This is a genomic window from Enterobacter sp. N18-03635 (assembly GCF_004006055.1).
Classification (GTDB): domain Bacteria; phylum Pseudomonadota; class Gammaproteobacteria; order Enterobacterales; family Enterobacteriaceae; genus Enterobacter; species Enterobacter vonholyi.
This window is the reverse complement of the sequence record NZ_CP034769.1, coordinates 1494904-1518594: the sequence shown is the minus strand read 5'-3', so window position 1 is coordinate 1518594 and position 23691 is coordinate 1494904. Positions and strand designations below refer to the sequence as shown.

Genomic DNA, 23691 nt, shown 5'->3' with positions numbered 1-23691 from the left:
ATGGGGATCTCATGGGCACGGCCAAACACAGTAAGCTGCTAATCCTTGGTTCTGGACCTGCGGGATATACCGCAGCGGTCTATGCTGCACGCGCTAACCTGCACCCGGTACTCATTACCGGTATGGAAAAAGGCGGTCAGCTGACCACCACCACCGAAGTGGAAAACTGGCCAGGGGACCCGAACGACCTGACCGGGCCGCTGCTGATGGAACGTATGCACGAGCATGCCGCTAAATTCGAAACCGAAATTCTGTTCGACCACATCAACAAGGTCGATCTGCAGAACCGTCCGTTCCGCCTGACGGGCGACAGCGGCGAATACACCTGCGACGCGCTGATCATCGCCACGGGTGCTTCTGCCCGTTACCTCGGTCTGCCATCCGAAGAAGCGTTCAAAGGCCGCGGCGTCTCTGCCTGCGCAACCTGCGACGGTTTCTTCTACCGTAATCAGAAAGTCGCGGTCATCGGCGGCGGCAACACCGCAGTGGAAGAAGCGCTCTATCTGGCAAACATTGCCTCTGAGGTGCACCTGATCCACCGTCGCGAAACCTTCCGCGCGGAGAAGATCCTGATCAAACGTCTGATGGATAAAGTAGCAAGTGGCAACATCGTGCTGCATACCAACCGTACCCTGGAAGAGGTGACGGGAGACCAGATGGGCGTTGCCGGTCTGCGTATCCGTGATACCCAGAACACTGATAACGTTGAAACGCTGGAAGTGGCGGGCCTGTTTGTGGCGATCGGTCACAGTCCGAACACCGCGATCTTCGACGGTCAGCTGGAGCTGGAAAACGGCTACATCAAAGTGCAGTCCGGCATTCACGGTAATGCGACCCAGACCAGCATCCCGGGTGTGTTCGCGGCCGGCGACGTGATGGACCATATTTATCGTCAGGCGATTACTTCTGCGGGCACCGGCTGTATGGCCGCGCTGGACGCTGAACGCTACCTCGATGGACTGGCTGAACAAGGTAAATAATCTTTACAAGTCAGTAACAAACGTAAATAAAGGCGGCGATAAGTCGCCTTTATTGTCTCCCCGTTGTAACATTGCGCTGCCCAACTTCTAATAACGTCACCTGCAAAGTACGCAATGGAAAAAACCCGTCAACAAGAGTTAACACGCTGGCTGAAACAGCAAAGCGTTATTTCCCGCCGCTGGCTTACGATTTCCCGCCTTTTGGGGTTCGTTAGCGGTCTGTTGATTGTTGCCCAGGCATGGCTGCTGGCCCGCATTCTAAATCACATGATCATGGAGAACATCCCGCGCGAAGCGCTCCTTCTGCCCTTTATTGTCCTGATCCTGATTTTTGTTCTGCGCGCCTGGGTGGTATGGCTGCGTGAGCGCGTCGGTTTTCACGCCGGACAGCACATCCGTTACGAGATCCGCCGTCAGGTGCTCGACAGGCTTCAGGAAGCCGGGCCCGCCTGGATCCAGGGTAACCCGGCCGGTAGCTGGGCGACGCTGATCCTTGAGCAGATTGACGATATGCACGACTACTACGCGCGCTATCTGCCGCAGATGGCCCTTGCCGTCTTCGTTCCGCTGCTGATCGTTATCGCTATCTTCCCGGTGAACTGGATGGCGGCGCTGATTCTGATGGGAACCGCCCCGCTGATCCCACTGTTTATGGCGCTGGTCGGGATGGGGGCAGCGGATGCCAACCGCCGTAACTTCCTGGCACTGGGTCGCCTGAGCGGACATTTCCTCGATCGTCTTCGCGGCATGGAGACATTGCGCATCTTTGGCCGCGGTGAAGCGGAAACCGAAAATATTCGCCTGGCGTCGCAGGACTTCCGTCAGCGCACCATGGAAGTCTTACGCCTCGCCTTCTTATCTTCCGGCGTACTGGAATTCTTCACCTCGCTGTCGATTGCCCTCGTGGCGGTCTACTTCGGCTTCTCCTACCTTGGCGCGCTGGATTTCGGTCATTACGGCACGGCGGTGACCCTTTCTGCCGGTTTCCTGGCGCTGATCCTGGCGCCGGAATTTTTCCAGCCGCTTCGCGATCTGGGAACCTTCTATCACGCAAAAGCGCAGGCGGTTGGCGCCGCCGATAGCCTGAAAACGTTTCTGGAAACGCCGCTGGCCCACCCGGAGCGGGGTGACGTAACGCTGAATGCTAAAGATCCGGTGACGATTGAAGCACAGGACTTTTCCATTCTGTCGCCCGAAGGCAAAGTCCTCGCCGGTCCGCTGAACTTTACCTTACCTGCCGGACAACGCGTGGTGCTCGTCGGCACCAGCGGTTCCGGGAAAAGCTCTCTACTGAACGCGCTATCCGGTTTTATGGCCTACACGGGTTCACTGCGGATCAACAAAACCGAACTGCGCAACCTCGAGCCTGACGCCTGGCGTAAACAGCTCAGTTGGGTAGGACAAAACCCGCAGCTCCCGGCTTCTACGCTGCGTGAAAACGTGCTTCTGGCGCGCCCGGACGCGCGTGAAGATGAGCTGCAATCGGTTCTCGACCGCGCCTGGGTCAGCGAATTTCTGCCTCTGCTGCCGGAAGGGGTGGATACCGTGGTCGGCGATCAGTCCGCCGGGCTGTCGGTCGGGCAGGCGCAGCGCGTGGCCGTTGCCCGAGCGCTGCTTAACCCATGCCAGCTGATGCTGCTGGACGAGCCCGCAGCAAGCCTGGATGCCCACAGCGAGCAGCGCGTAATGGAGGCCCTGAACGCTGCCTCCCGGCAGCAAACCACGCTGATGGTTACCCACCATCTGGAAGGCATTGCCGACTGGGACCAGATCTGGGTCATGGAGAACGGTCGTATTGTTGAGCAAGGCGATTACGCCTCTCTCGTTGCCGCCCAGGGACCATTTGCCGCCCTGCTGGCGAACCGTCAGGAGGATATCTGATGCGCGCTCTGCTGCCTTATCTTGCGCTCTATAAACGCCATAAATGGATGCTGACGCTGGGGATTGTGCTGGCGATTGTCACGCTGCTCGCCAGCATCGGTCTGCTCACGCTTTCCGGCTGGTTTCTGTCGGCCTCGGCTGTCGCGGGGTTCGCCGGATTATACAGCTTCAACTATATGCTTCCGGCGGCCGGGGTTCGCGGTACCGCCATCACCCGTACTGCCGGACGCTATTTCGAACGCCTGGTGAGCCACGACGCCACCTTCCGCGTGCTGCAGCACCTGCGTATCTACACCTTCAGCAAACTGCTGCCCCTCTCCCCTGCCGGGCTGGCGCGTTTTCGTCAGGGCGAGTTGCTTAACCGCGTGGTGGCGGATGTCGACACGCTGGATCACCTTTATCTGCGCGTAATTTCCCCTATCGTGGGCGCGTTTGTGGTGATTGTGGTGGTCACGCTGGGGCTGTCTGTTCTGGATGTTCCCGTTGCGCTGACGCTGGGCGGGATAATGCTGTTAACGCTTATCGTTCTGCCGCCGCTGTTTTACCGCGCCGGGAAATCCACCGGGGAAAACCTGACTCGTCTGCGTGGGGACTATCGTCAGCAGCTGACCTCCTGGCTTCAGGGCCAGGCAGAGCTGACCATTTTTGGTGCCAGCAAGCGCTACCGCGCCCGCATGGAAAGTACGGAGCTAAACTGGCATGAAGCCCAGCGCCGCCAGTCGGAACTGACGGCCTTTTCTCAGGCGCTAATGATGCTAATCGGCGGTGTGGCGGTGATTGCCATGCTGTGGCTGGCTTCCGGCGATATCGGGGGAAATACACAGCCGGGTCCGCTTATTGCCCTTTTCGTTTTCTGTGCGCTGGCCGCATTTGAAGCGCTGACCCCGGTGACGGGCGCCTTCCAGCACCTGGGTCAGGTGATCGCCTCTGCCCTGCGCATCACCCAGATTGCCGAGCAGGAACCGGAAGTTACGTTCAGTGCCGGGCAGACCGCGGTACCTGAGCAGGTTGCGCTGACGCTTGACGATGTCACCTTCAGCTATGACAAACAGGCACAGAACGCGCTGGAGGGTATCACCCTTTCTGTGAATGCCGGACAGCGGATTGCGATCCTCGGCCGTACCGGCTGCGGTAAATCCACGCTGCTGCAGCTGCTGACCCGCGCCTGGGATCCGCAGCGCGGTCAGATTCGTTTTAATAACACGTCGCTGACCGATTTTAGCGAGCAGGCCCTGCGCAAAACCATCAGCGTCGTTCCGCAGCGCGTGCATCTGTTTAGCGCCACCCTGCGCGATAACCTGCTGCTGGCAGCCCCAGAGGCCACTGATGATACGCTTCGCGCCGTGCTGGAACAGGTCGGTCTGCATAAGCTACTTGAGGACGATGGATTGAACAGCTGGCTGGGCGAAGGCGGCCGTCAGCTTTCCGGCGGTGAGCTGCGCCGCCTGGCGATTGCGCGCGCGCTGCTGCACGATGCGCCGCTGATGCTGCTTGACGAGCCCACCGAAGGGCTGGACGCCACGACCGAGAGTCAAATCCTTGATTTGCTGGCCAATGTCATGACCGGTAAAACCGTCCTGATGGTCACGCACCGCCTGCGCGGGCTGGCGAGTTTTGATCGGATAATTGTGATGGACAACGGACACATTATTGAGCAAGGTAGTCACGCAGAGCTGTTGGCGAAACAGGGTCGCTACTACCAGTTTAAACAGCGTCTGTAGACTATATTTGTAGCGTCCTCACTCGCGTACTGGAGTTTTGCTGTCATGCGCCTGGTCCAGCTTTCTCGTCATAACATCGCGTTCCCTTCTCCGGAAGGGGCGCTGCGTGAGCCCAATGGGCTGCTGGCCCTTGGCGGTGACCTCAGTCCTGCTCGACTATTGATGGCATACCAGCGCGGTATCTTCCCCTGGTTTTCTCCCGGCGACCCCATTTTATGGTGGTCTCCCGATCCGCGCGCCGTGCTGTGGCCAGAGCAGTTTCACCTGAGCCGCAGCATGAAGCGTTTCCATGCAAAATCACCGTACCGCGTCACCCTTAATCATGCCTTTGGTCAGGTCATTGAAGGCTGTGCCGAAGACCGCTTTGAGGGAACATGGATAACCCGCGATATTATTACCGCCTACCACCAGCTTCATGAGCTTGGCTACGCCCACTCAATCGAGGTATGGGACGGCGGAGCACTTGTCGGCGGCATGTATGGCGTGGCGCAGGGTACGCTGTTTTGCGGCGAGTCGATGTTCTCCCGCGCGGTTAACGCCTCGAAAACGGCGCTGCTGGTTTTCTGCCAGGCATTTGCCCAGCGCGGCGGGCGCCTGATCGATTGTCAGGTGCTCAACGAGCACACGGCCTCTCTCGGTGCCGTTGAGATCCCGCGACGCCAGTACATTGAGCATCTGGATGCCAGCCGTCAGGAGAAGCTCCCCCGCGACTTCTGGATACCGAGAACGCTCTTTATGCCCAATGCCTAAATGTTTTCCGCATATTTTTTGTGAGGGTGTTATAATTATGCCGCAGAGTAGCTTCTGCCTGTTGCCCCGCCGCCGTTTGGGACCCTCGCTTCAGATAACGTCCTGACGTTTATCCTGTTGTCTCCCCTTTACGAATGCGCTTCCTGTTCGGTTGTACCGTGACGCTTGGGCAATGCGCCGAAACTGTTTTGCTGCGTTTTAATCGCGCAATTCTTTACTTAATTGATGAATTTCGGCATTATCTTGCCGGTTCAAAACTTGGTAGTGATACCCCAGAGGATTAGATGGCCAAAGAAGACAATATTGAAATGCAGGGTACCGTACTTGATACGTTGCCTAATACCATGTTTCGCGTAGAGCTGGAAAACGGTCACGTGGTAACTGCGCACATCTCCGGTAAAATGCGCAAAAACTACATCCGCATTTTGACGGGCGACAAAGTGACTGTTGAACTGACCCCGTACGACCTGAGCAAAGGCCGCATTGTCTTCCGTAGTCGCTAATTGTTTTCGCCTGTAATGGCAGATGAATATTAAATAAGGCCGGGATTTTCCCGGCCTTACTTTTTTGTGCTGCAGGCGATTATTTGACCATTCGATTCAGCCTCAGGGCTGTCTGTTCGACAGCAATGCCAGCCACTGAAAGTGACCGACATTAGCAGCCGCAATGTCCTTTAATGGCTGTGTCTCGCTATGCTTTCAGCCGTTTGCCACCCGGTAACCTATATTTATCAAAGCATCAAGCTCGTCTTTCGCAAACAACCTTGCCCGATAGCACTCGCCTGGGAACTCGGGATAGCCATCCAGAGTACAAATCAGATCGTAGATTGTGGCAATAATATGGCCTGTCGCATCACTGATAAAGAAAGAGCGAGCGTGGTTGGTGTAGATGCCATAGTAGTCACCATAATCGATTGCAGCCCCCATAAAATCAGTGATTTGAGGAACGCGAGAGGAAGGTAACTGGATAATGCTACCTGTCTGAGTTGCTGTTTTGGCAACCAGATCAACAGCATAGAACATGACCCTTGCAGGATCGGTTTTGTAAACATCAGCCGTTGGATCAAGAGTAATATCACGAGTAACCGCGTTTCCTTCATTATCAACGCAGGAGCGATTATCAAATAGCGAAAGAACGAATTTGCCTTCGGCCTCATTGTTTAACCCAGCAAAAGCGCTATTTTTAGTGACGAATACGGTATGAGCACCATTTTCAAAATTCGTAATACCGGAAGTTTCTATCTGCGTAACGCCCTGCCCCGCTGCGAAACCTGGGTTAAATCCACCGGTATTAATACTCCATAATATCGTACCATCGGCAGGAGAAATACCAAACGTCAGGCCTGCAGAGCGAGTATGGACAACGATCGCTTCAGAGTTTGCTTCACCCTCGGGGATCCAGGAAAGCGAGTTAAGGTGAGCATCGTTTGTCGGGCTATTATTCAGGATCTGCGTATTATCGAATGCACGCGTATAATTTTTTGCCCACAGCATCATGCCTGTCTTTTCATCAAATTTTAAAATTGATGCATCCTGCCTCATCGTATTGGTCGAACGATCCGGGTTATCATTACCAATCATGAAGAGATTACCGGCTGAATCCCAGATCAGATCGTGGGTATTAGCATAGCGGTTGCCATCGCGGTCACGTAAATCAAATTCCAGAATCTCATTGCCTAAAATATCAATTTTAAAAAAACGTCGGCCATACCAGTGTTCATCTTCATCACTGCCGATATAGAAATAACCATTATGCGTTTTTAACATCTGATTACGATAGGGCTGAGCATAATAGCAACGAAGATCGCCATTTTGGTCGTAACCATCACAATTGGTGGTCATTAACCAACTGTTTCCCCATACGGCCGCAAACTTAGTGGGATCCGTTTGCTCAATATCGATATGGAATATTGTCGCATCGCGATAGACTTGTTCCTGTGTGCTTACCTGAATGGTTTGATTAAAAATTTCCACTCCGCTAAGGTTTTTAAAAACAACCTGCACTTGATTAAGATAGTTTGCGTACAGTCCAATAACCGGAATTTTTATCTCAGATAGAGAGATAATGTCATTTGATGAATACGTAAAATCTAAACTTGATGCGCTAGTTAATCTTCCAAGAACTGTATAGGAATATGTTACCGCTTCATCAATTATAAACTTCAGATATACTGCAAGCTGGTTGTTTGCAGGCGCGAGATCCATTCCAAGATAGGTAATTGCCATGTTGTTCACCTGTTATTAAGTATTACTGTTCAACTTCTTTTACACGCATTTCTTTCACCTGTTGGGGAATAATCTTATTTCCTTTTACCAGATAATCAATAACCGCATCAGAAAGGTTATACCCACCTTTTACCTGTTTGTTCTGACCATCGATAAATGCGGTAAAACCATCGCCCCCAGGAGCAAGGAAACTATTTGTCGCTACGCGATAGGTATCAGTATCTACAATCGGCTTGCCATTAAGCGTAAATAGCACAACGCGGTGCCCAACAGGTTTATGTTGGTCGTATCGCATTTCTAGTCCTTTCGACATCTGCAAAACACCATTTGTAAGTGACGCTCCGTGTTCCATAAGATTGCGTAAGGATTTCCCTTTCAAATCCATGACAGTTAGCTCATTTGGAAACGGAAAAGCGCTGATAACATCGCCAAGGGTTATCGGACCGGCATTCAAGTCTGCGCGAAGACCACCTGAATTAGTGAGCGCCAGCTGCGCATCAGGCGCTGCAGCAAGCATTGCATCGGTAAATAAATTTCCAAGTGAAGATGACTCACCATAGGCGCGCGTAAGCGTAACAGGCGTCTCACCAACTTTTTGGCGAACCGTTTCGGACAGTTTTTTATTCCAGGTATCAATAACGCTCTGAGTTGCCGGATCGGGTTTCCATTCATCGGCATACAGGGTTTTAAGTTCGAAGCTTTTTATTTTATGGTGATGCGTTTTTAGATCCACATCGAGAACCAGCTTACCGATATCAATCCCCCCACTGTCAGTCGAAAGTACCAACGTGTTGCCTACTTTGAGCGGCTCCACTGTTCCAACATGCGCATGTCCGGTAATCAGAATATCCAGGCCCTTCACCTGCTTCGCCGTCTGAATATCCTTATCAAGGGCGCGCTTCACGTCTGTATTGCCGATACTGGACTGGCGTGCAGGGAAACCTTCATGCATAAGTGCAACGGTAATATCCACTTTTCCACGGAGTTCATCCAGATAATGCTGGAGATATTTCACCTCGTCACGCGCTTCAATCCCCTGACGCATTGACGAAGAAACGGTATCATCGAATGCAAACACGCCGTGCAACCCAATAACCCCAATTTTAATGCCATCCTTTTCGATGATGGTATAAGGATTATTCCAGAAGAGGACATTACTGTTTTTATAAAAGACGTTCCCTAACAGTATCGGGAATTTAGCCTGACTGAGCTGTATAAGGGTATTATCCCAACCATGATCGAACTCATGATTGCCGACAGACGCAGCATCAAATGACATTGTATTCATAATATCTATGATTGCCTTCCCTTTTGTCAGGCTACTGATATACGGGCCGGTAAAATAATCCCCAGCATCGAAATAAAAAGTAGCCTTATTGTTTTTCTTTTCTTGCTTAACGTATGTTGCAATATTTGCAAAGCCACCCACAGCTCTTTTTCCCTCTGCAACATAGGGGAGTTTATAAGGCTCAACATGGGCATGCAGATCATTAGTATAAATGACGGTAACGTCCTGCGCTGGACTTAGCGAAGCATATCCCGACAATAATAAAACTGCGATTACTGTTTTTTTCATATTTCAACTCTCTAATTAAAAGAAGAGTTTCATTATCGATTAGCAAAAAACAGATTTTGTGAACTTTCTCACGGCATATAAAAAAGAGAGGCGTGAAAATCATCGACTCACAGAATCAGTTGGTGATATGCATGGAATGCGCTCCAAAAATAGACCTGAATGTTTGTAAAAGCTGGTCATGCCCTAATCTTGGAATACCCGATGCGAGTGATTATGTTGTTCCTGTTTATCGTCTCGGCTACGCTGCTCTTGAATGTCAAAAATGTGGAAGCCTTCCGCCCTTGTTTAATAAAAAAGAATGTGACGAGTGGTTCAGACACTTCATGCAACAAAAATTGGGAAATACAGGACAAGGTTGTCCTCGCTGTTTTACAACTCGCATCATTCACTATGGATACACAAAAGCCAGAACCCCACGCCTTCAATGTTGTACCTGCCGCTATGTGTTTACTCCACACTATGACAATGCTCAATGCCAGGATAAAAATATCACCCTTCTTTCCCGGCTCGAACAAGGGGTGCACTCTGGTGAAACGACAAACCAAAGGGCGCTTGCACAAGCGGTTAACGGGTTTGAACACGTTCTTCATGCCTCTGTCCCTGGATTAACAAGGGTGTCAACGACGACGATGGTAATACCGTTTCAGGGCCGCGCTGCGAGGCAGAAATTATATGTTGTGATCAGCGCCGATGCTGATTCAGGGAAAATTATGCAAATCACAACTAACTATAGCGACTGGAAAGCAGGTGATTCGTTGCTCTATAAAAGCTCACAGCCCAACCCTTCTGCGATATTACCGTCGAGCGATGTTGATCTTATTCGTGAACAAGAGAAGCAATTTCTGACGCGGAGTCAGTTTGATGAAATTCAGTATGGTAGCGCCGAACTTAAGCGAAACGACCGGGGAAGCATAGTCCGTCCTGTCATAACCATACACAGTCATTTTCAGCGATTAAAACGACGGTTCCCGGGTGTAACCGATCATTATCTCGCGCATGAGTGCGTCTTGCGTGGCGGTGCAATTACGGCCTGGTCAACAGAGGTTGGCCTTGGAAAAACCAATCTGTGGTTTGTGTCTGAAAAGCCTGAAAACGCCATACTCTCTGAAAAGTCATTTTACCTGACTGGCAGCTGGAAAATGGGATGGTGGAAGAATGTATGGGAGCGCTGGGATAATGGCGAGAGATGCAAGATGATTGGCCTACTAACCGGACAGCAAAGTACAGCGGAACCCGCTTTGATTACGCTTGCACCCTGCACTGCATTTGGTGCCTGGCTGAAAGCCCATCCATGGTCATTACAGTGTCATCACTATGGAGCCCGGGTTGTGAGCCAGCATTTAGTGGGTCTTGGCTGTATTTATAACCAAAAATTGATTCTGTGAGCCCGTATTTTACGTCTTATAGACCGGCTCCAGGCAATAACGTACGTTAAGGTGAGCACGTAAGATTGTCAATTCATACACTTACAGGATGCCAGTCCTGACACCTGATTTGCAGGTTCGCCGCCATTTTATTACTGTGGATTTATCCAGAAACCAACGTCGAACAAAAGTGGAAAGCGCCTCGCAAAATTCCTCTGCGGCCTGATGCCGTCATCCCGACCCTCTCCCACTGGGAGAGGGAGAAAAGCAGGAATAAAAAAACCGGGCAAATGCCCGGTTTCTAACATTAGCCTTCCACTCACTCAGTGAGCCGCTTCCGGCTTGTGCTTCGCCGCACTCTGGAAATCGTACGTCAGTTCGTTCTTCGCCTGATCCAGCGCCACGGTCACCTGGCCGCCGTCCACCAGCGAGCCAAACAGCAGTTCGTTCGCCAGCGGTTTCTTCAGGTTGTCCTGAATTACACGCGCCATTGGACGGGCGCCCATCGCACGGTCGTAGCCTTTCTCGGCCAGCCAGTTTCGAGCCTCCTGGCTCACTTCCAGCGACACGCCTTTCTGATCCAGCTGTACCTGCAGCTCGACGATGAACTTATCCACGACCTGATGGATCACCTCGGTAGACAGGTGATCGAACCAGATAATGTTGTCCAGACGGTTACGGAACTCCGGCGTGAAGATCTTCTTGATCTCCTCCATCGCATCGGTGCTGTTATCCTGGTGGATCAGGCCGATGGACTTACGCTCGGTTTCTCGCACCCCGGCGTTAGTGGTCATTACCAGCACCACGTTGCGGAAGTCAGCTTTGCGCCCGTTGTTGTCGGTCAGCGTCCCGTTGTCCATCACCTGTAGCAGGATGTTGAACACGTCCGGGTGCGCTTTCTCGATTTCATCGAGCAGCAGTACCGCGTGCGGGTGCTTGATCACCGCGTCGGTGAGCAGGCCGCCCTGGTCAAAGCCCACGTAGCCCGGAGGCGCACCAATCAAACGGCTGACGGTGTGACGCTCCATATACTCGGACATATCAAAGCGCAGCAGCTCAATGCCCAGCGCTTTGGAAAGCTGAACCGTTACCTCGGTTTTCCCCACGCCGGTCGGGCCGGCAAACAGGAAGGAACCGACAGGCTTGTGCTCATGCCCCAGTCCGGCACGGGCCATCTTAATCGCTTCGGTTAAGGCCTCAATGGCTTTATCCTGACCAAAGACCAGCATTTTCAGGCGATTACCGAGGGTGCGCAGCGTGTCGCGATCGCTCTGAGAGACGCTCTTCTCAGGGATACGCGCGATGCGGGCCACCACGGACTCAATATCCGCCACGTTAACGGTTTTCTTACGCTTGCTGGCCGGCATCAGGCGCGCACGCGCCCCGGCCTCATCAATCACGTCAATCGCCTTATCCGGCAGATGACGGTCGTTGATGTATTTCACCGCCAGCTCCACCGCCGCACGCACCGCTTTCGCGGTATAACGCACGTCGTGGTGCGCTTCGTACTTCGGCTTCAGGCCGTTGATGATCTGCACCGTTTCCTCGACGGACGGTTCGGTCACGTCGATTTTCTGGAAGCGGCGCGCCAGCGCACGGTCTTTCTCAAAGATGTTGCTGAACTCCTGGTAGGTCGTGGAGCCAATCACGCGGATCTTGCCGCTGGAGAGCAGCGGTTTGATTAGGTTCGCGGCATCTACCTGGCCACCGGAGGCTGCACCTGCCCCGATGATGGTGTGGATCTCATCGATAAACAGGATGCTGTTGGTGTCCTGCTCCAGCTGTTTCAACAGCGCCTTGAAGCGTTTTTCAAAATCACCGCGGTATTTAGTGCCCGCCAGCAGCGAGCCGATATCCAGCGAGTAGATGGTGCAGTCGGCAATCACTTCCGGCACGTCGCCCTGGACAATGCGCCAGGCAAGCCCTTCGGCAATCGCGGTTTTACCCACGCCTGACTCCCCCACCAGCAGCGGGTTGTTCTTGCGGCGACGGCACAGCACCTGGATCGCGCGCTCCAGCTCTTTATCGCGACCAATCAGCGGGTCGATACCGCCAACGCGAGCAAGCTGGTTAAGGTTGGTGGTGAAGTTTTCCATACGATCCTCCCCGCCTGCTTGCTCTTCATTGTTATTGACCTGATTGCTGGAATCCGATGCCTGGTTAGGCTCGTCTTTGCGCGTTCCGTGAGAAATAAAGTTAACCACGTCGAGGCGGCTGACTTCGTGTTTGCGCAGCAGATAGGCAGCCTGTGACTCCTGCTCGCTGAAGATGGCGACTAAGACGTTTGCGCCAGTCACTTCGCTACGCCCGGAAGACTGGACGTGGAATACCGCGCGCTGCAGTACGCGCTGGAAGCTGAGCGTCGGCTGCGTGTCGCGCTCTTCTTCACTGGCTGGCAGCACCGGTGTGGTTTGTTCGATGAAGGCTTCGAGTTCCTGACGTAGCGCCACCAGATCCACGGAGCAGGCTTCCAGCGCTTCGCGGGCAGATGGGTTGCTAAGCAGTGCGAGCAGTAAATGCTCGACGGTCATAAACTCATGTCGGTGCTCACGCGCTCTGGCGAAAGCCATGTTTAAACTGAGTTCCAGTTCTTGATTGAGCATAGGCACCTCCCCCAATTTTATGCCTTATCAGGCCTTTTCCAGCGTACACAGCAACGGATGCTCGTTCTCCCTCGCATAGTCGTTCACCATCGCCACTTTGGTTTCCGCCACTTCGGCTGTGAAGATGCCGCAGATAGCTTTGCCACGATAATGAACGGTAAGCATCAGTTGCGTTGCACGTTCTACATCATAAGAAAAGAACTTTTGTAGCACGTCAATAACAAATTCCATCGGCGTGTAATCATCGTTCATTAACATAACTTTATACATAGATGGCGGTTTTAGCGCGTCGCGCACTTTGTCTTCCGCCAGCTGGTCAAAATCCAGCCAATCGTTGGTCTTACCCATTATGCATAACCACTTTGAATCTACCTCAGATGTTAGATAACAATCATCTATTACTGTCATCCGCGATGTCTGTCACAAACTGTTGCAATAGCGTTAACTGCTTCAAACTTTGGTTGATTATTGTCCCATCTCCAGCGCCAAACGCTTGACGACTTCTTTCGTTTCTCTAAATTGTACAAGCGTGAGATGGCGAGGTTTTGAACAGCCCCCACTCCACCACCGGTTCATTCCATCTTAACTTATAAGATTTACGAAGGATGTCGAAGCATGGAAATGGGTACTGTTAAGTGGTTCAACAACGCCAAAGGGTTTGGCTTCATCTGCCCCGAAGGCGGCGGCGAGGATATCTTCGCTCACTATTCCACCATTCAGATGGATGGTTACAGAACGCTCAAAGCCGGGCAGTCCGTCCGGTTCGATGTTCACCAGGGACCAAAAGGCAATCATGCCAGCCTTATCGTCCCCATTGAAGCTGAGACGGTTGCATAGCTCTCTGTTTTATTGTGTACATCCCGCAGTCAAAATGCCAGCCCGATCGGCTGGCATTTTTATTTTCGGGTTATTCCCGAGCCAGCGCGTCCACCGGATCCAGCCGCGCCGCGTTGCGGGCGGGCAACCAGCCAAACAAAATCCCGGTAAAGGTTGAACACAAAAAGGCGGTAATAATGGCAACCGGTGAGAAGCCAATTTCCCAGCCGGGTAAAAAGAGCTGGAGCGCGAAGGCGATCATCATCGAGAGCGCAATCCCCATCGCACCGCCGACCAGACACACCAGCACGGCTTCAATCAAAAACTGCTGCAGCACGTCGCTGGCCCGGGCCCCGACCGCCATGCGGATGCCAATCTCCCGGGTACGTTCGGTTACCGACACCAGCATGATGTTCATCACCCCGATACCGCCGACGACCAGCGAAATCACCGCCACCAGCGTGAGGAACAGCTGAAGAGTACGTGTGGTCTTTTCCGCCGTTTTCAAGAGGCCGTCCATATTCCAGGTGAAGAAATCTTTCTTCCCGTGGCGCAGGGTTAACAGCCGCTCAAGCTGCTGTTCGGCCAGCGCGCTGTCGTAGCCCTCCTTCACGCGCACGGTGATGGAGTTGAGCCAGGACTGCCCCATAATCCGCCCGGAGATGGTGGTATAGGGCAGCCAGACGCGCAGGATCTTGCTGCTGCCAAACATCGACTGCTTCTCTTCCGCCACGCCGATAACCGTGGCAGGCATGTTGCCGACCAGGATCACTTCGCCCACCACGTTGGCTTTATTGGGGAAGAGCTGTCTGCGCGAATTCGCGTCCAGCACCACCACCTGCGCCCTGCCCGCCAGCTGCTCGGCGTTGAAGGTGGCGCCTTCGCTGAAGGTCATACCGTAGACGTTGAAGTAGTCTCCGCTCACGCCGTTCGCGCTGGCTGCCACGTCAACATTGCCCACGCGCAGGCGCAGGTTCTGCGACACCGCAGGCGTGGCGGAGTTGACCCATGGCTGCTTCTGAATGGCCGCCAGGTCGTCGTATTTCAGCGCCTGCTGATACTGCGGCTCGTCGTCCCCGAAGTCTTTGCCGGGATAGACGTCAATGGTATTGGTGCCAATAGCGCGGATATCTGCCAGCACCAGCTGCTTGGCCGCGTCGCCCACCACCACAATCGACACCACCGAGGCAATACCGATGATGATGCCGAGCATCGTCAGCAGGGTACGCATTTTATTGGCCGCCATCGCCAGCCAGGCCATGGTCAATGCTTCACGAAAGCCGCTGGAGAACTGCCCCCAGCCGGTTGATGCCGGCAGCGCTTCTTTAGATGCCGCGGCTCTGGACTCACGCGGCGGCGGGTTGCTGACCAGCTCGCCGTCGCGGATCTCAATTATGCGCTCCGCCTGCGCCGCCACCTGCGGATCGTGGGTCACGATGATGACGGTGTGCCCCCGATCACGAAGCTGGTGCAGGATCGCCATCACCTCTTCGCCGGAATGGCTGTCGAGCGCCCCGGTCGGCTCATCCGCGAGGATCACCTGCCCGCCGTTCATCAGGGCACGGGCAATACTCACGCGCTGCTGCTGCCCGCCGGACAGCTGCGAGGGCTGGTATTCAACCCGCTCCGCCAGCCCCAGACGCGTCAGCAGCATCTGCGCGCGTTCAAGTCGCTTTTTCCGCTCGACGCCCGCATAGACCGCCGGAACTTCAACGTTCTGCGCCGCATTAAGATGAGAAAGCAGATGGTAACGCTGGAAGATAAAGCCGAAATGTTCCCGGCGCAGCTTCGCCAGCGCGTCACCGTTCAGCGTGGAGACATCCGTTCCGGCCACGCGGTACGTGCCGCTGGTCGGTTTATCCAAACAGCCGAGAATGTTCATCAGCGTCGATTTACCGGAACCCGATGCCCCGACAATCGCCACCATCTCGCCCGCCTCCACGCGCAGGGAGATGCCCTTCAGCACCTCCACCGGGCCGTCGCCCGACGGATAGCTGCGACGAATGTCCTTCAGCTCAAGCAGCGCCGTCATTTGGCGGCTCCGGGCAGGCTTTCGCTGACAACAACCTCCTCGCCCTCTTCCAGTCCTTTCACCACCACCACGTCGGTGTCGTTGCGCGCGCCTATCACAACCTCACGCTCGCGCGTTTCGCCGTTGCGCAGCACTTTCACTTTATAACGGCTATCCCCGGCGGATTCGCCGAGCGCGGAGAGCGGAATGGTCAGCACGTTCTTCACGCCGGTCAGCTGGATATGCACCTGTGCGGTCATGTCCAGACGCAGCACGCCCTGCGGGTTTGGCACCTCAAAGCGGGCATAGTAAAAAATAGCGTCGTTAACTTTTTCCGGCGTCGGCAGAATGTCTTTCAGCACGCCTTCGTAGCGCGTCTGCGGATCGCCCAGCACCGTAAACCAGGCGTTCTGTCCCGGCTTAAGATGGATAACATCCGCCTCTGAAACCTGGGCTTTGACCAGCATAGTGCTCATGTCCGCCAGCGTCAGAATGTTTGGCGCCTGCTGCGCGGCAATCACCGTCTGGCCCTGCAGCGTAGTGATCTGGGTCACTTCACCCGCCATCGGCGCAACGATTTTGGTGTAGTCGAGGTTGGTTTTCGCCGTATCCAGCGAGGCCTGATTGCGCTTTATTTGCGCGTCAATCGTGCCAATCTGCGCCTGTTTCACCGCCAGTTCCGTGGTGGCCGTGTCTAAATCCTGCTTCGAAATCGCCTGGGTTTTGGCCAGCGCCTGCTGTCGGGTCAGCGTCACCTGCGCCAGGTTACGTTCTGCCAGCGCCTGCGCACGCTGCGCGCGCAGCTCCATCAGCGTGGCTTCCACCTCGCGGATCTGGTTCTCAGCCTGCTCAGGGTCGATAACGCCGAGCAGCTGGCCTTTTTTCACCTTATCGCCAATCTCAACCGACAGCGTTTTCAGCTGGCCGCTAACCTGCGCGCCGACGTCAACCTTGCGCAAAGCGTCAAGCTTGCCCGTCGCAAGGACGTTTTGCTGCAGTTCGCCCGGGCGAACAATCAGTGTCTGATACTGCGGCACCGGCGCATTCAGCACCTGCCATAGCCAGTACCCACCGACTAAAACCACGACCGCCAGCAGCAGAAACAGCGTTCTGCGTTTTCCCTTGAGATTCATAAATATTCCAAATAAATGTTCTGGCAATTATAAATGTTGATTCTATCTAAACGACTCCTCAACGAAACCCCTGTTCTCTGAAATCGCCCTAATTTGTTTACGAGACGTTGACATTTCTCCTGTTGAAATAGCGATATTCCAAAAGGATCAGGATCTACCATGTCTTCTATCGTCGACACATCACTTTCAAACCTGCCGCAGCCTAAATCCGGCTGGCAACTCTTCAAAAAACTGGCTTTCGGTGAGATCGCGCCCGGGCTGGCATGGGAAAAAACCGCCTACAGACGTAAGTTCATGCTGCGTTCACTGGCGACACCGCTCAGCACCGCTCGCCTGCTGTCTGACCTTGCAGAACATCCGCACCTGATGCAAATGCTCCAGGTTCAGCCGGGACTGCCCTGCCGCCTTCATCGTCCGTGGTTGACGGTCAATATGGATAGACAGCGTACGCTGGAATCGCTGTCATGGCACTATCAGATGATGTGTCGCCAGCTGCCGGCAAAGCTGACCAGTGGTTACCTTTCAAAGCAGGGCGTGACTCTGCTGACCTTAACCGGAAAAGATGAACAGCAATTTACCGTCCGTCTGTGTGCCGATGCGTTTATGGATAAAGAGGGAGAAGCCACCCTCGTTTTCTGTGACGGTCAAAATACGGCGCTGGCGGAGATGACCTTTACCCTCTGCCAGTTTGAGGGAAAATCGACGCTGTTTATCGGCGGCCTGCAGGGCGCAAAAGCCCACGTTCCCCATGAGCTGATCCAGGGCGCGACGAAGGCCTGCCATGGTCTGTTCCCGAAACGTCTGCTGGTCGAAGCCGCCATGACGCTCGGCACCGCCTTCCCGGTAGAACAGATTGTCGCCGTCAGTAACGACACCCATATTTATCGCAGCTGGCGCTACCGCAAGAAAAAAGAGGGGAAACTGTTGGCCGATTACGACAGTTTCTGGATCTCCATCGGCGGTGAAAAGCAGGATAGCGGCAACTTTATGCTGCCCATCGTCATGCCGCGCAAACCGATGGAAGAGATCGCGAGTAAAAAGCGTTCCGAATATCGCCGCCGCTACGCGCTGCTGGATAGCCTGATTCAGCAGGTGAACCAGGCGACTCAACGTTAATCCGCTCTCCCGCGTGCCAGCCACAGCACGCGGGAGAACATCTTCCGCAGCAGGGTCGGCACCGCCTCCACGCCCCGTCTCCCCGCTTCCGTCGCCACTTCAATGGCTAAATCCGGTTTTGAAGAACGATGAATAGCTTTGGCGATCACGCGCCGCATGTTCATCGGGACATCGACCGGCACCATGGCAATTCGGTGGAATACGTCGTCGAACCCCTGGCGATACATAAAGTGCTCCATGTCCATGGCGGGCAGCATGGTTAAATGGTCGCGCTCTTCTTCTCGCTCGTTATTCAGCAGGCTGCGTACGGTCGAGGCATATTTTTTGCCCGCCTCATCACCGTCGACCAGAACGTGCCACTCGATCCCCATCCGGCGGGCAAATTTTATCAGCGGCTTGAGTCCCGACTGGGCGAATTCAATCACCTTAATGCCTTCCGCATCAAAATGGTGGCCGCACTGGCGCGCCAGTTCGTTGATGACCCAGGTTTCCGTCTCTCCTTCCACCAGCAGCCAGCAGCGGGCAAAGAGCGACGACGCGCGGTTAAAGCGAATATGAAATGCGATGCGCCGCCCGTCTTCCGCGTTCAATCCCCCCGGCCCTAAGCGGAAGGCGGAGACGCGGGAAGATTCACGCACCAGACGACAGACGTGCTCTACCGGCGTCAGCGATAATAATTCACCGGAATTGGTGGTCGTAATGCGCTGGAGCGGCAGCAGGTTCAGCAGATGCCATGCCACGGAGAGCATGATGGGATGCAGGCGCGTTTCCGGGTCTTCCACCAGCAGCAGCGGCCGGGCGTCCCGGTCAAGACGAACGGTGCCTTTGGCCTGCAGAAGCGTTGAAAACAGCCCCAGCAAAATCACCCGATGGGTACGACCTCCGGGCCGGTCGATCATCCGGTTAATGATGTCGAGATAACGCCAGCTTCGCTGCTCATCATGAGAGCGGCGGCGCATCAGGCGATGGCGCGATTCAGACGTTCCCTGTTCGGAAAAATAGTGCTCCAGAAGCTGTACCATTGCGGACAACCCCTGACGAATTTGGCCATCAGTAAGATTCTGCGGACGCGACACCAGCTCTCTTGCCAGAAAATCCAGCTCGCGGGCGGTGACTTCCACTTCCGGCATATTGGGTACGGTACCGTTACGAATACGCCGCATAAAACGCGCATCGCGCAGGCGTAACACCGGCGTCAGACGGATCAGGTGACGGGCCAGATCGTCGATATTGTCCAGCGGGATGGGGTTAGCTTTCTCATCGAGAAAATCACGCAGGGTGAGTACCCCCTCGTTCTCCGCCATCTCACCTTCCAGCCGGTAGAAAATCCGTTGAAAACCGTCATCGCACGGCACCCAACAGGGTGACAGCGGGCGGAAGCGACGCACGCGGTGACGTCCGGGCTCGGATTCGCGGAACGTCAGGATGATGTGCAGGTGCTTCTCTCGCCCCGTCACGTCGCCGGGGGGAAACCAGAAATCGTCGCGGACAAAGTGATACAGATCGTCCTCGGGCGAAAGCAGTAGCGTCAATGCATCCAGCAGGCTGGACTTGCCCCACGCGTTCTCGCCGATCAGGACGTTGTTTTGCTCCAGCTGCAGTGACAGGCGGTTAATACCGCGAAACCCGACAATTTCCACACGTTCGAGAAGCATAAATCCCCCGACAAATGATCACTTTTTCCTTCAAGTTATCAGCAGTATAGCGGGAGGTGCTCTGTCACGACAGCATAACATTCACCCTTACAAGAATTGGTCTATGCTTTATTTACCGCTGATTTGAACAAGGATTGACATCACATTGCCTTAAATCAAATTAATCGAATTTATTTAAGTGGCGAAGGGATGTTGTTGGTTTCTAAAATACGGGCTCTTCGAGTCGTCATCCCTTTATGGCGATATATCCCGCGCGCGGGAAAGCGTGCGGAAAATTTTTGAGGTGGTTATGTTTAGAAAATTGGCAGCAGAATGCTTTGGTACATTCTGGCTGGTATTTGGTGGCTGCGGTAGTGCCGTTCTGGCAGCAGCATTCCCGGAATTAGGCATTGGTTTTGTCGGCGTCGCGCTGGCTTTTGGTTTAACCGTATTAACCATGGCGTTTGCCGTGGGGCATATTTCCGGCGGTCATTTTAACCCGGCCGTGACATTAGGTTTATGGGCCGGCGGTCGTTTTCCGGCGAAAGAGGTAATTGGTTATATTGTGGCGCAGGTGGTTGGCGGTATTATTGCGGCTGGCGTTCTGTACGTGATTGCCAGCGGTAAAGCCGGGTTCGACGCGGCGGCCAGCGGTTTTGCCTCTAACGGGTTCGGCGAGCATTCTCCGGGCGGCTACTCCATGTTGTCTGCCATCGTGATTGAAATTGTGCTGACCGCCGGCTTCCTGCTGGTGATCCACGGCGCAACCGACAAACATGCGCCAGCTGGTTTTGCCCCGATTGCCATTGGTCTGGCGCTGACGCTTATCCACCTGATTTCTATTCCGGTCACCAACACCTCCGTTAACCCGGCACGCAGTACCGCCGTCGCCATCTTCCAGGGCGGCTGGGCGCTTGAGCAGCTGTGGCTGTTCTGGGTGATGCCAATTATCGGTGGTATCCTGGGCGGCGTGCTGTACCGCACCCTGCTTGAAAAACGCGATTAATTGCTCGCGCGCGGTGTCGGGTGGCGCTAACGCTTACCCGACCTACGTGAGAATGCACTTGTAGGCCGGGTAAGGCGCAGCCGCTACCCGGCTCTCTTTTGCCGCTTTACTGAACAGCCTTTATTGGGTAGTGTCACTGGCGCTTAACCGATACTCAAAAAGGACCGGCTGTTCATGTTTTCAGGACTCCTCATCATTTTGTTGCCCTTGATCGTGGGCTATCTTATTCCGCTCCATCGTGAATCCGCATTAAGGCTCATTAATCGATTCCTCAGCTGGATTGTCTACGTGATTCTTTTCTTTATGGGGATTAGCCTGGCATTTCTGGACAACCTGTCAGCGAATTTACTCTCCATTCTCCATTATTCTGTCGTCACCGTAGTCGTTATTTTGCTGTGCAATATTGCCGCGCTGCTGTGGCTGGAACGCACTATTCCATGGAAAAATCACCACCATCAGGAAAAACTTCCTTCTCGAATTGCAATGGCGCTTGAATCGTTAAAATTATGTGGCGTGGTGGTGCTCGGTTTTCTTCTTGGGCTGACCGGTTGGGCTTTTTTGCAGCACGCAACTGAGGCCAGCGAATATACGCTGATCTTCCTGCTGTTCCTTATTGGTATTCAGCTGCGAAATAATGGCATGACCCTGAGGCAAATTGTCCTGAACCGTCGGGGCATGATGGTTGCCGTCATTGTTGTTGCCAGTTCCATGGTGGCGGGCGTCATTAACGCCTTTATTCTCGATCTGCCGCTGAAAACCGGCCTGGCGATCGCATCAGGTTTTGGCTGGTACTCCCTCTCCGGTATTCTGCTTACTGAATCATTCGGCCCGGTGATCGGCAGCGCTGCCTTCTTTAACGATCTGGCGCGAGAGCTGATCGCCATCATGCTGATCCCGAGCCTGGTTCGCCGCAGTCGTTCTACCGCGCTGGGCCTGTGCGGTGCGACGTCGATGGACTTTACCCTGCCGGTATTACAACGCTCCGGGGGGCTGGAGATGGTGCCCGCGGCTATCGTTCACGGCTTTATTTTAAGCCTGCTGGTTCCGGTTCTGATGGCCTTTTTCTCAGCCTGATACTTCTTTGGCGGTAGGTTTCCTGCCGCCAAAATTGCGCTAAATCAATCTCCCTCTATTTTGTAGCAGAAAGCCCTTTTCACCGTTCCGGCACGAGCATAACCTTAAACATGTATATCAAATATAACTTTAACAGGTGTGATTATGTTTTGTGTGCAATGTGAACAAACCATCCGTACCCCGGCAGGCAACGGCTGCTCCTACGCACAGGGTATGTGCGGCAAAACCGCAGAAACATCTGACCTGCAGGACCTGCTGATTGCGGCTCTGCAAGGCCTTTCCGCCTGGGCGTTCAAAGCCCGCGAATACGGCATAGTCGACCACTACGTCGACAGCTTCGCCCCGCGCGCGTTTTTCTCCACGCTGACCAACGTTAACTTCGACTCTCCGCGCATTGTCGGCTACGCCCGCGAAGCGATTGCCCTGCGTGAAGCGCTGAAGGCACAGTGCCTGAAGGCGGATGCCAGCGCCCGCGTGGAAAACCCGATGTCAGAACTTCAGTTGGTCAGCGACGATCTCGGCGACCTCCAGCGCCAGGCGGCAGAATTCACCCCGAACAAAGACAAAGCGGCGATTGGGGAGAACATTCTCGGCCTGCGCCTGCTGTGCCTGTACGGCCTGAAAGGCGCTGCGGCGTATATGGAGCACGCGCACGTTCTGGGTCAGTACGACAATGAGATTTATGCGCAGTACCACAAAATCATGGCGTGGCTGGGCACCTGGCCTGCCGATATGAATGCCCTGCTTGAGTGCTCAATGGAAATCGGCCAGATGAACTTCAGGGTGATGAGCATTCTGGACGCTGGTGAAACCAGCACCTACGGCCACCCGACGCCAACGCAGGTCAACGTCAAGGCTACCGAAGGCAAGTGCATCCTGATTTCCGGTCACGACCTGAAAGATCTCTACAACCTGCTGAAGCAAACCGAAGGCACCGGTGTTAACGTTTATACCCACGGTGAAATGCTGCCGGCGCACGGCTATCCGGAGCTGCGTAAATTTAAGCATCTGATCGGTAACTACGGCAGCGGCTGGCAGAATCAGCAGGTTGAGTTCGCCCGCTTCCCGGGCCCTATCGTAATGACCTCCAACTGCATCATCGACCCTACCGTGGGCGCGTACGATGATCGCATCTGGACCCGCAGCATCGTCGGCTGGCCGGGCGTGAGCCATCTTGAAGGTGATGATTTCGGTCCGGTGATAGCGCAAGCGCAGCAGATGGCAGGCTTCCCGTACAGCGAGATCCCGCATCTGATCACCGTCGGCTTCGGTCGTGAAACCCTGCTCGGTGCCGCCGATTCGCTGATTGACCTCGTCAGCCGTGAAAAGCTGCGCCACATCTTCCTCGTCGGCGGCTGCGACGGCGCGCGCGGCGAGCGTAACTACTTCACCGATTTCGCCACCCGCGTGCCGGAAGACTGCCTGATCCTGACCCTGGCGTGCGGCAAATACCGATTCAACAAGCTGGACTTCGGCGATATCGAAGGCCTGCCGCGCCTGATTGATGCGGGCCAGTGTAACGATGCTTACTCGGCCATCATTCTGGCGGTTACCCTGGCGGAGAAACTGGGCTGCGGCGTGAACGACCTGCCGCTGTCGCTGGTGCTCTCGTGGTTTGAGCAGAAAGCGATTGTCATCCTGCTGACCCTGCTCTCTCTTGGCGTCACCAACATCGTGACCGGACCGACCGCGCCAGGCTTCCTGACGCCGGACCTGCTGGCCGTGCTGAACGAGAAATTCGGTCTGCGTTCCGTGACCAACGTTGAAGATGATATGAAACAGCTGCTGAGCGCCTAAGGAG

At 54.4% G+C, this 23691-nt stretch carries 18 protein-coding genes; 11 read left to right on the top strand and 7 right to left on the bottom strand.

The annotated features are described in order from the left end of the window. The first annotated feature begins 11 nt into the window (after positions 1–11). The 5 genes from trxB (at position 12) to infA (ending at position 5835) form a co-directional block, all read left to right on the top strand. Positions 12–980 (top strand): thioredoxin-disulfide reductase, encoded by a 969-nt coding sequence (gene trxB / locus ELK40_RS07910; protein WP_032638969.1) that lies wholly within the window; start codon positions 12–14, stop codon positions 978–980. Between the two features lie 114 nt (positions 981–1094). Further along, complete coding sequence (gene cydD, locus ELK40_RS07905; RefSeq protein WP_127730251.1) at positions 1095–2861, top strand: cysteine/glutathione ABC transporter permease/ATP-binding protein CydD; 1767 nt, start codon at positions 1095–1097, stop codon at positions 2859–2861. Then, positions 2861–4582: a cysteine/glutathione ABC transporter ATP-binding protein/permease CydC gene (gene cydC, locus ELK40_RS07900; protein WP_127730249.1), complete on the top strand. Its 1722-nt coding sequence runs from the start codon at positions 2861–2863 to the stop codon at positions 4580–4582. Before cydD ends, cydC begins: the two co-directional genes overlap by 1 nt. A 45-nt stretch (positions 4583–4627) precedes the next feature. Continuing rightward, positions 4628–5332 (top strand): leucyl/phenylalanyl-tRNA--protein transferase, encoded by a 705-nt coding sequence (gene aat, locus ELK40_RS07895; protein WP_008499991.1) that lies wholly within the window; start codon positions 4628–4630, stop codon positions 5330–5332. Positions 5333–5616: 284 nt separating this feature from the next. Further along, positions 5617–5835: a translation initiation factor IF-1 gene (gene infA, locus ELK40_RS07890; RefSeq protein WP_002211347.1), complete on the top strand. Its 219-nt coding sequence runs from the start codon at positions 5617–5619 to the stop codon at positions 5833–5835. A gap of 195 nt (positions 5836–6030) precedes the next feature. On the opposite strand, the gene ELK40_RS07885 is transcribed toward infA, so the two are convergent. Further along, on the bottom strand, positions 6031–7557 hold the full coding sequence (locus tag ELK40_RS07885) for an aryl-sulfate sulfotransferase (protein WP_127730247.1): 1527 nt from the start codon (positions 7555–7557) through the stop codon (positions 6031–6033). Positions 7558–7579: 22 nt separating this feature from the next. After that, on the bottom strand, positions 7580–9133 hold the full coding sequence (locus tag ELK40_RS07880; RefSeq protein WP_127730245.1) for a bifunctional UDP-sugar hydrolase/5'-nucleotidase: 1554 nt from the start codon (positions 9131–9133) through the stop codon (positions 7580–7582). Between the two features lie 92 nt (positions 9134–9225). On the opposite strand from ELK40_RS07880, the gene ELK40_RS07875 reads away from it, so the two are divergent. Continuing rightward, positions 9226–10518, top strand: coding sequence for a hypothetical protein (locus tag ELK40_RS07875; RefSeq protein ID WP_127730243.1), 1293 nt, complete (start codon positions 9226–9228; stop codon positions 10516–10518). Positions 10519–10820: 302 nt separating this feature from the next. On the opposite strand, the gene clpA is transcribed toward ELK40_RS07875, so the two are convergent. Then, positions 10821–13100, bottom strand: a complete 2280-nt coding sequence (gene clpA / locus ELK40_RS07870; RefSeq protein ID WP_014831269.1) for an ATP-dependent Clp protease ATP-binding subunit ClpA — start codon at positions 13098–13100, stop codon at positions 10821–10823. Positions 13101–13127: 27 nt separating this feature from the next. Beyond that, a complete protein-coding gene (clpS, locus tag ELK40_RS07865; RefSeq protein WP_006174393.1) occupies positions 13128–13448 on the bottom strand; it encodes an ATP-dependent Clp protease adapter ClpS in 321 nt (106 codons plus the stop codon). Positions 13449–13715: 267 nt separating this feature from the next. On the opposite strand from clpS, the gene cspD reads away from it, so the two are divergent. Next, positions 13716–13937, top strand: coding sequence for a cold shock-like protein CspD (gene cspD / locus ELK40_RS07860; RefSeq protein ID WP_008499993.1), 222 nt, complete (start codon positions 13716–13718; stop codon positions 13935–13937). Positions 13938–14007: 70 nt separating this feature from the next. Here cspD and macB read toward each other — a convergent pair whose 3' ends face one another. Continuing rightward, positions 14008–15948 carry a macrolide ABC transporter ATP-binding protein/permease MacB gene (gene macB / locus ELK40_RS07855; protein ID WP_115874622.1) on the bottom strand — a complete coding sequence of 647 codons (1941 nt, stop codon included), beginning with the start codon at positions 15946–15948 and terminating at the stop codon, positions 14008–14010. After that, positions 15945–17060, bottom strand: coding sequence for a macrolide transporter subunit MacA (gene macA / locus ELK40_RS07850; protein WP_127730241.1), 1116 nt, complete (start codon positions 17058–17060; stop codon positions 15945–15947). The genes macB and macA overlap by 4 nt, the downstream gene beginning before the upstream one ends. Before the next feature lie 159 nt (positions 17061–17219). Between macA and ELK40_RS07845 the strand changes: the two genes are divergently transcribed. Further along, positions 17220–18176 carry a VirK/YbjX family protein gene (locus ELK40_RS07845; protein ID WP_127730239.1) on the top strand — a complete coding sequence of 319 codons (957 nt, stop codon included), beginning with the start codon at positions 17220–17222 and terminating at the stop codon, positions 18174–18176. Here ELK40_RS07845 and ELK40_RS07840 read toward each other — a convergent pair. Beyond that, complete coding sequence (locus ELK40_RS07840; protein ID WP_127730237.1) at positions 18173–19831, bottom strand: ATP-dependent endonuclease; 1659 nt, start codon at positions 19829–19831, stop codon at positions 18173–18175. The genes ELK40_RS07845 and ELK40_RS07840 overlap by 4 nt on opposite strands. A gap of 289 nt (positions 19832–20120) precedes the next feature. Between ELK40_RS07840 and aqpZ the strand changes: the two genes are divergently transcribed. From aqpZ to hcp, 3 genes are all read left to right on the top strand, one after another. Next, positions 20121–20816: an aquaporin Z gene (aqpZ, locus tag ELK40_RS07835; protein ID WP_008499998.1), complete on the top strand. Its 696-nt coding sequence runs from the start codon at positions 20121–20123 to the stop codon at positions 20814–20816. Positions 20817–20990: 174 nt separating this feature from the next. Further along, a complete protein-coding gene (locus ELK40_RS07830) occupies positions 20991–21890 on the top strand; it encodes a lysine exporter LysO family protein (protein ID WP_127730235.1) in 900 nt (299 codons plus the stop codon). Positions 21891–22034: 144 nt separating this feature from the next. Further along, complete coding sequence (gene hcp / locus ELK40_RS07825) at positions 22035–23687, top strand: hydroxylamine reductase (protein WP_023310971.1); 1653 nt, start codon at positions 22035–22037, stop codon at positions 23685–23687. The last annotated feature ends 4 nt before the right edge of the window (positions 23688–23691 follow it).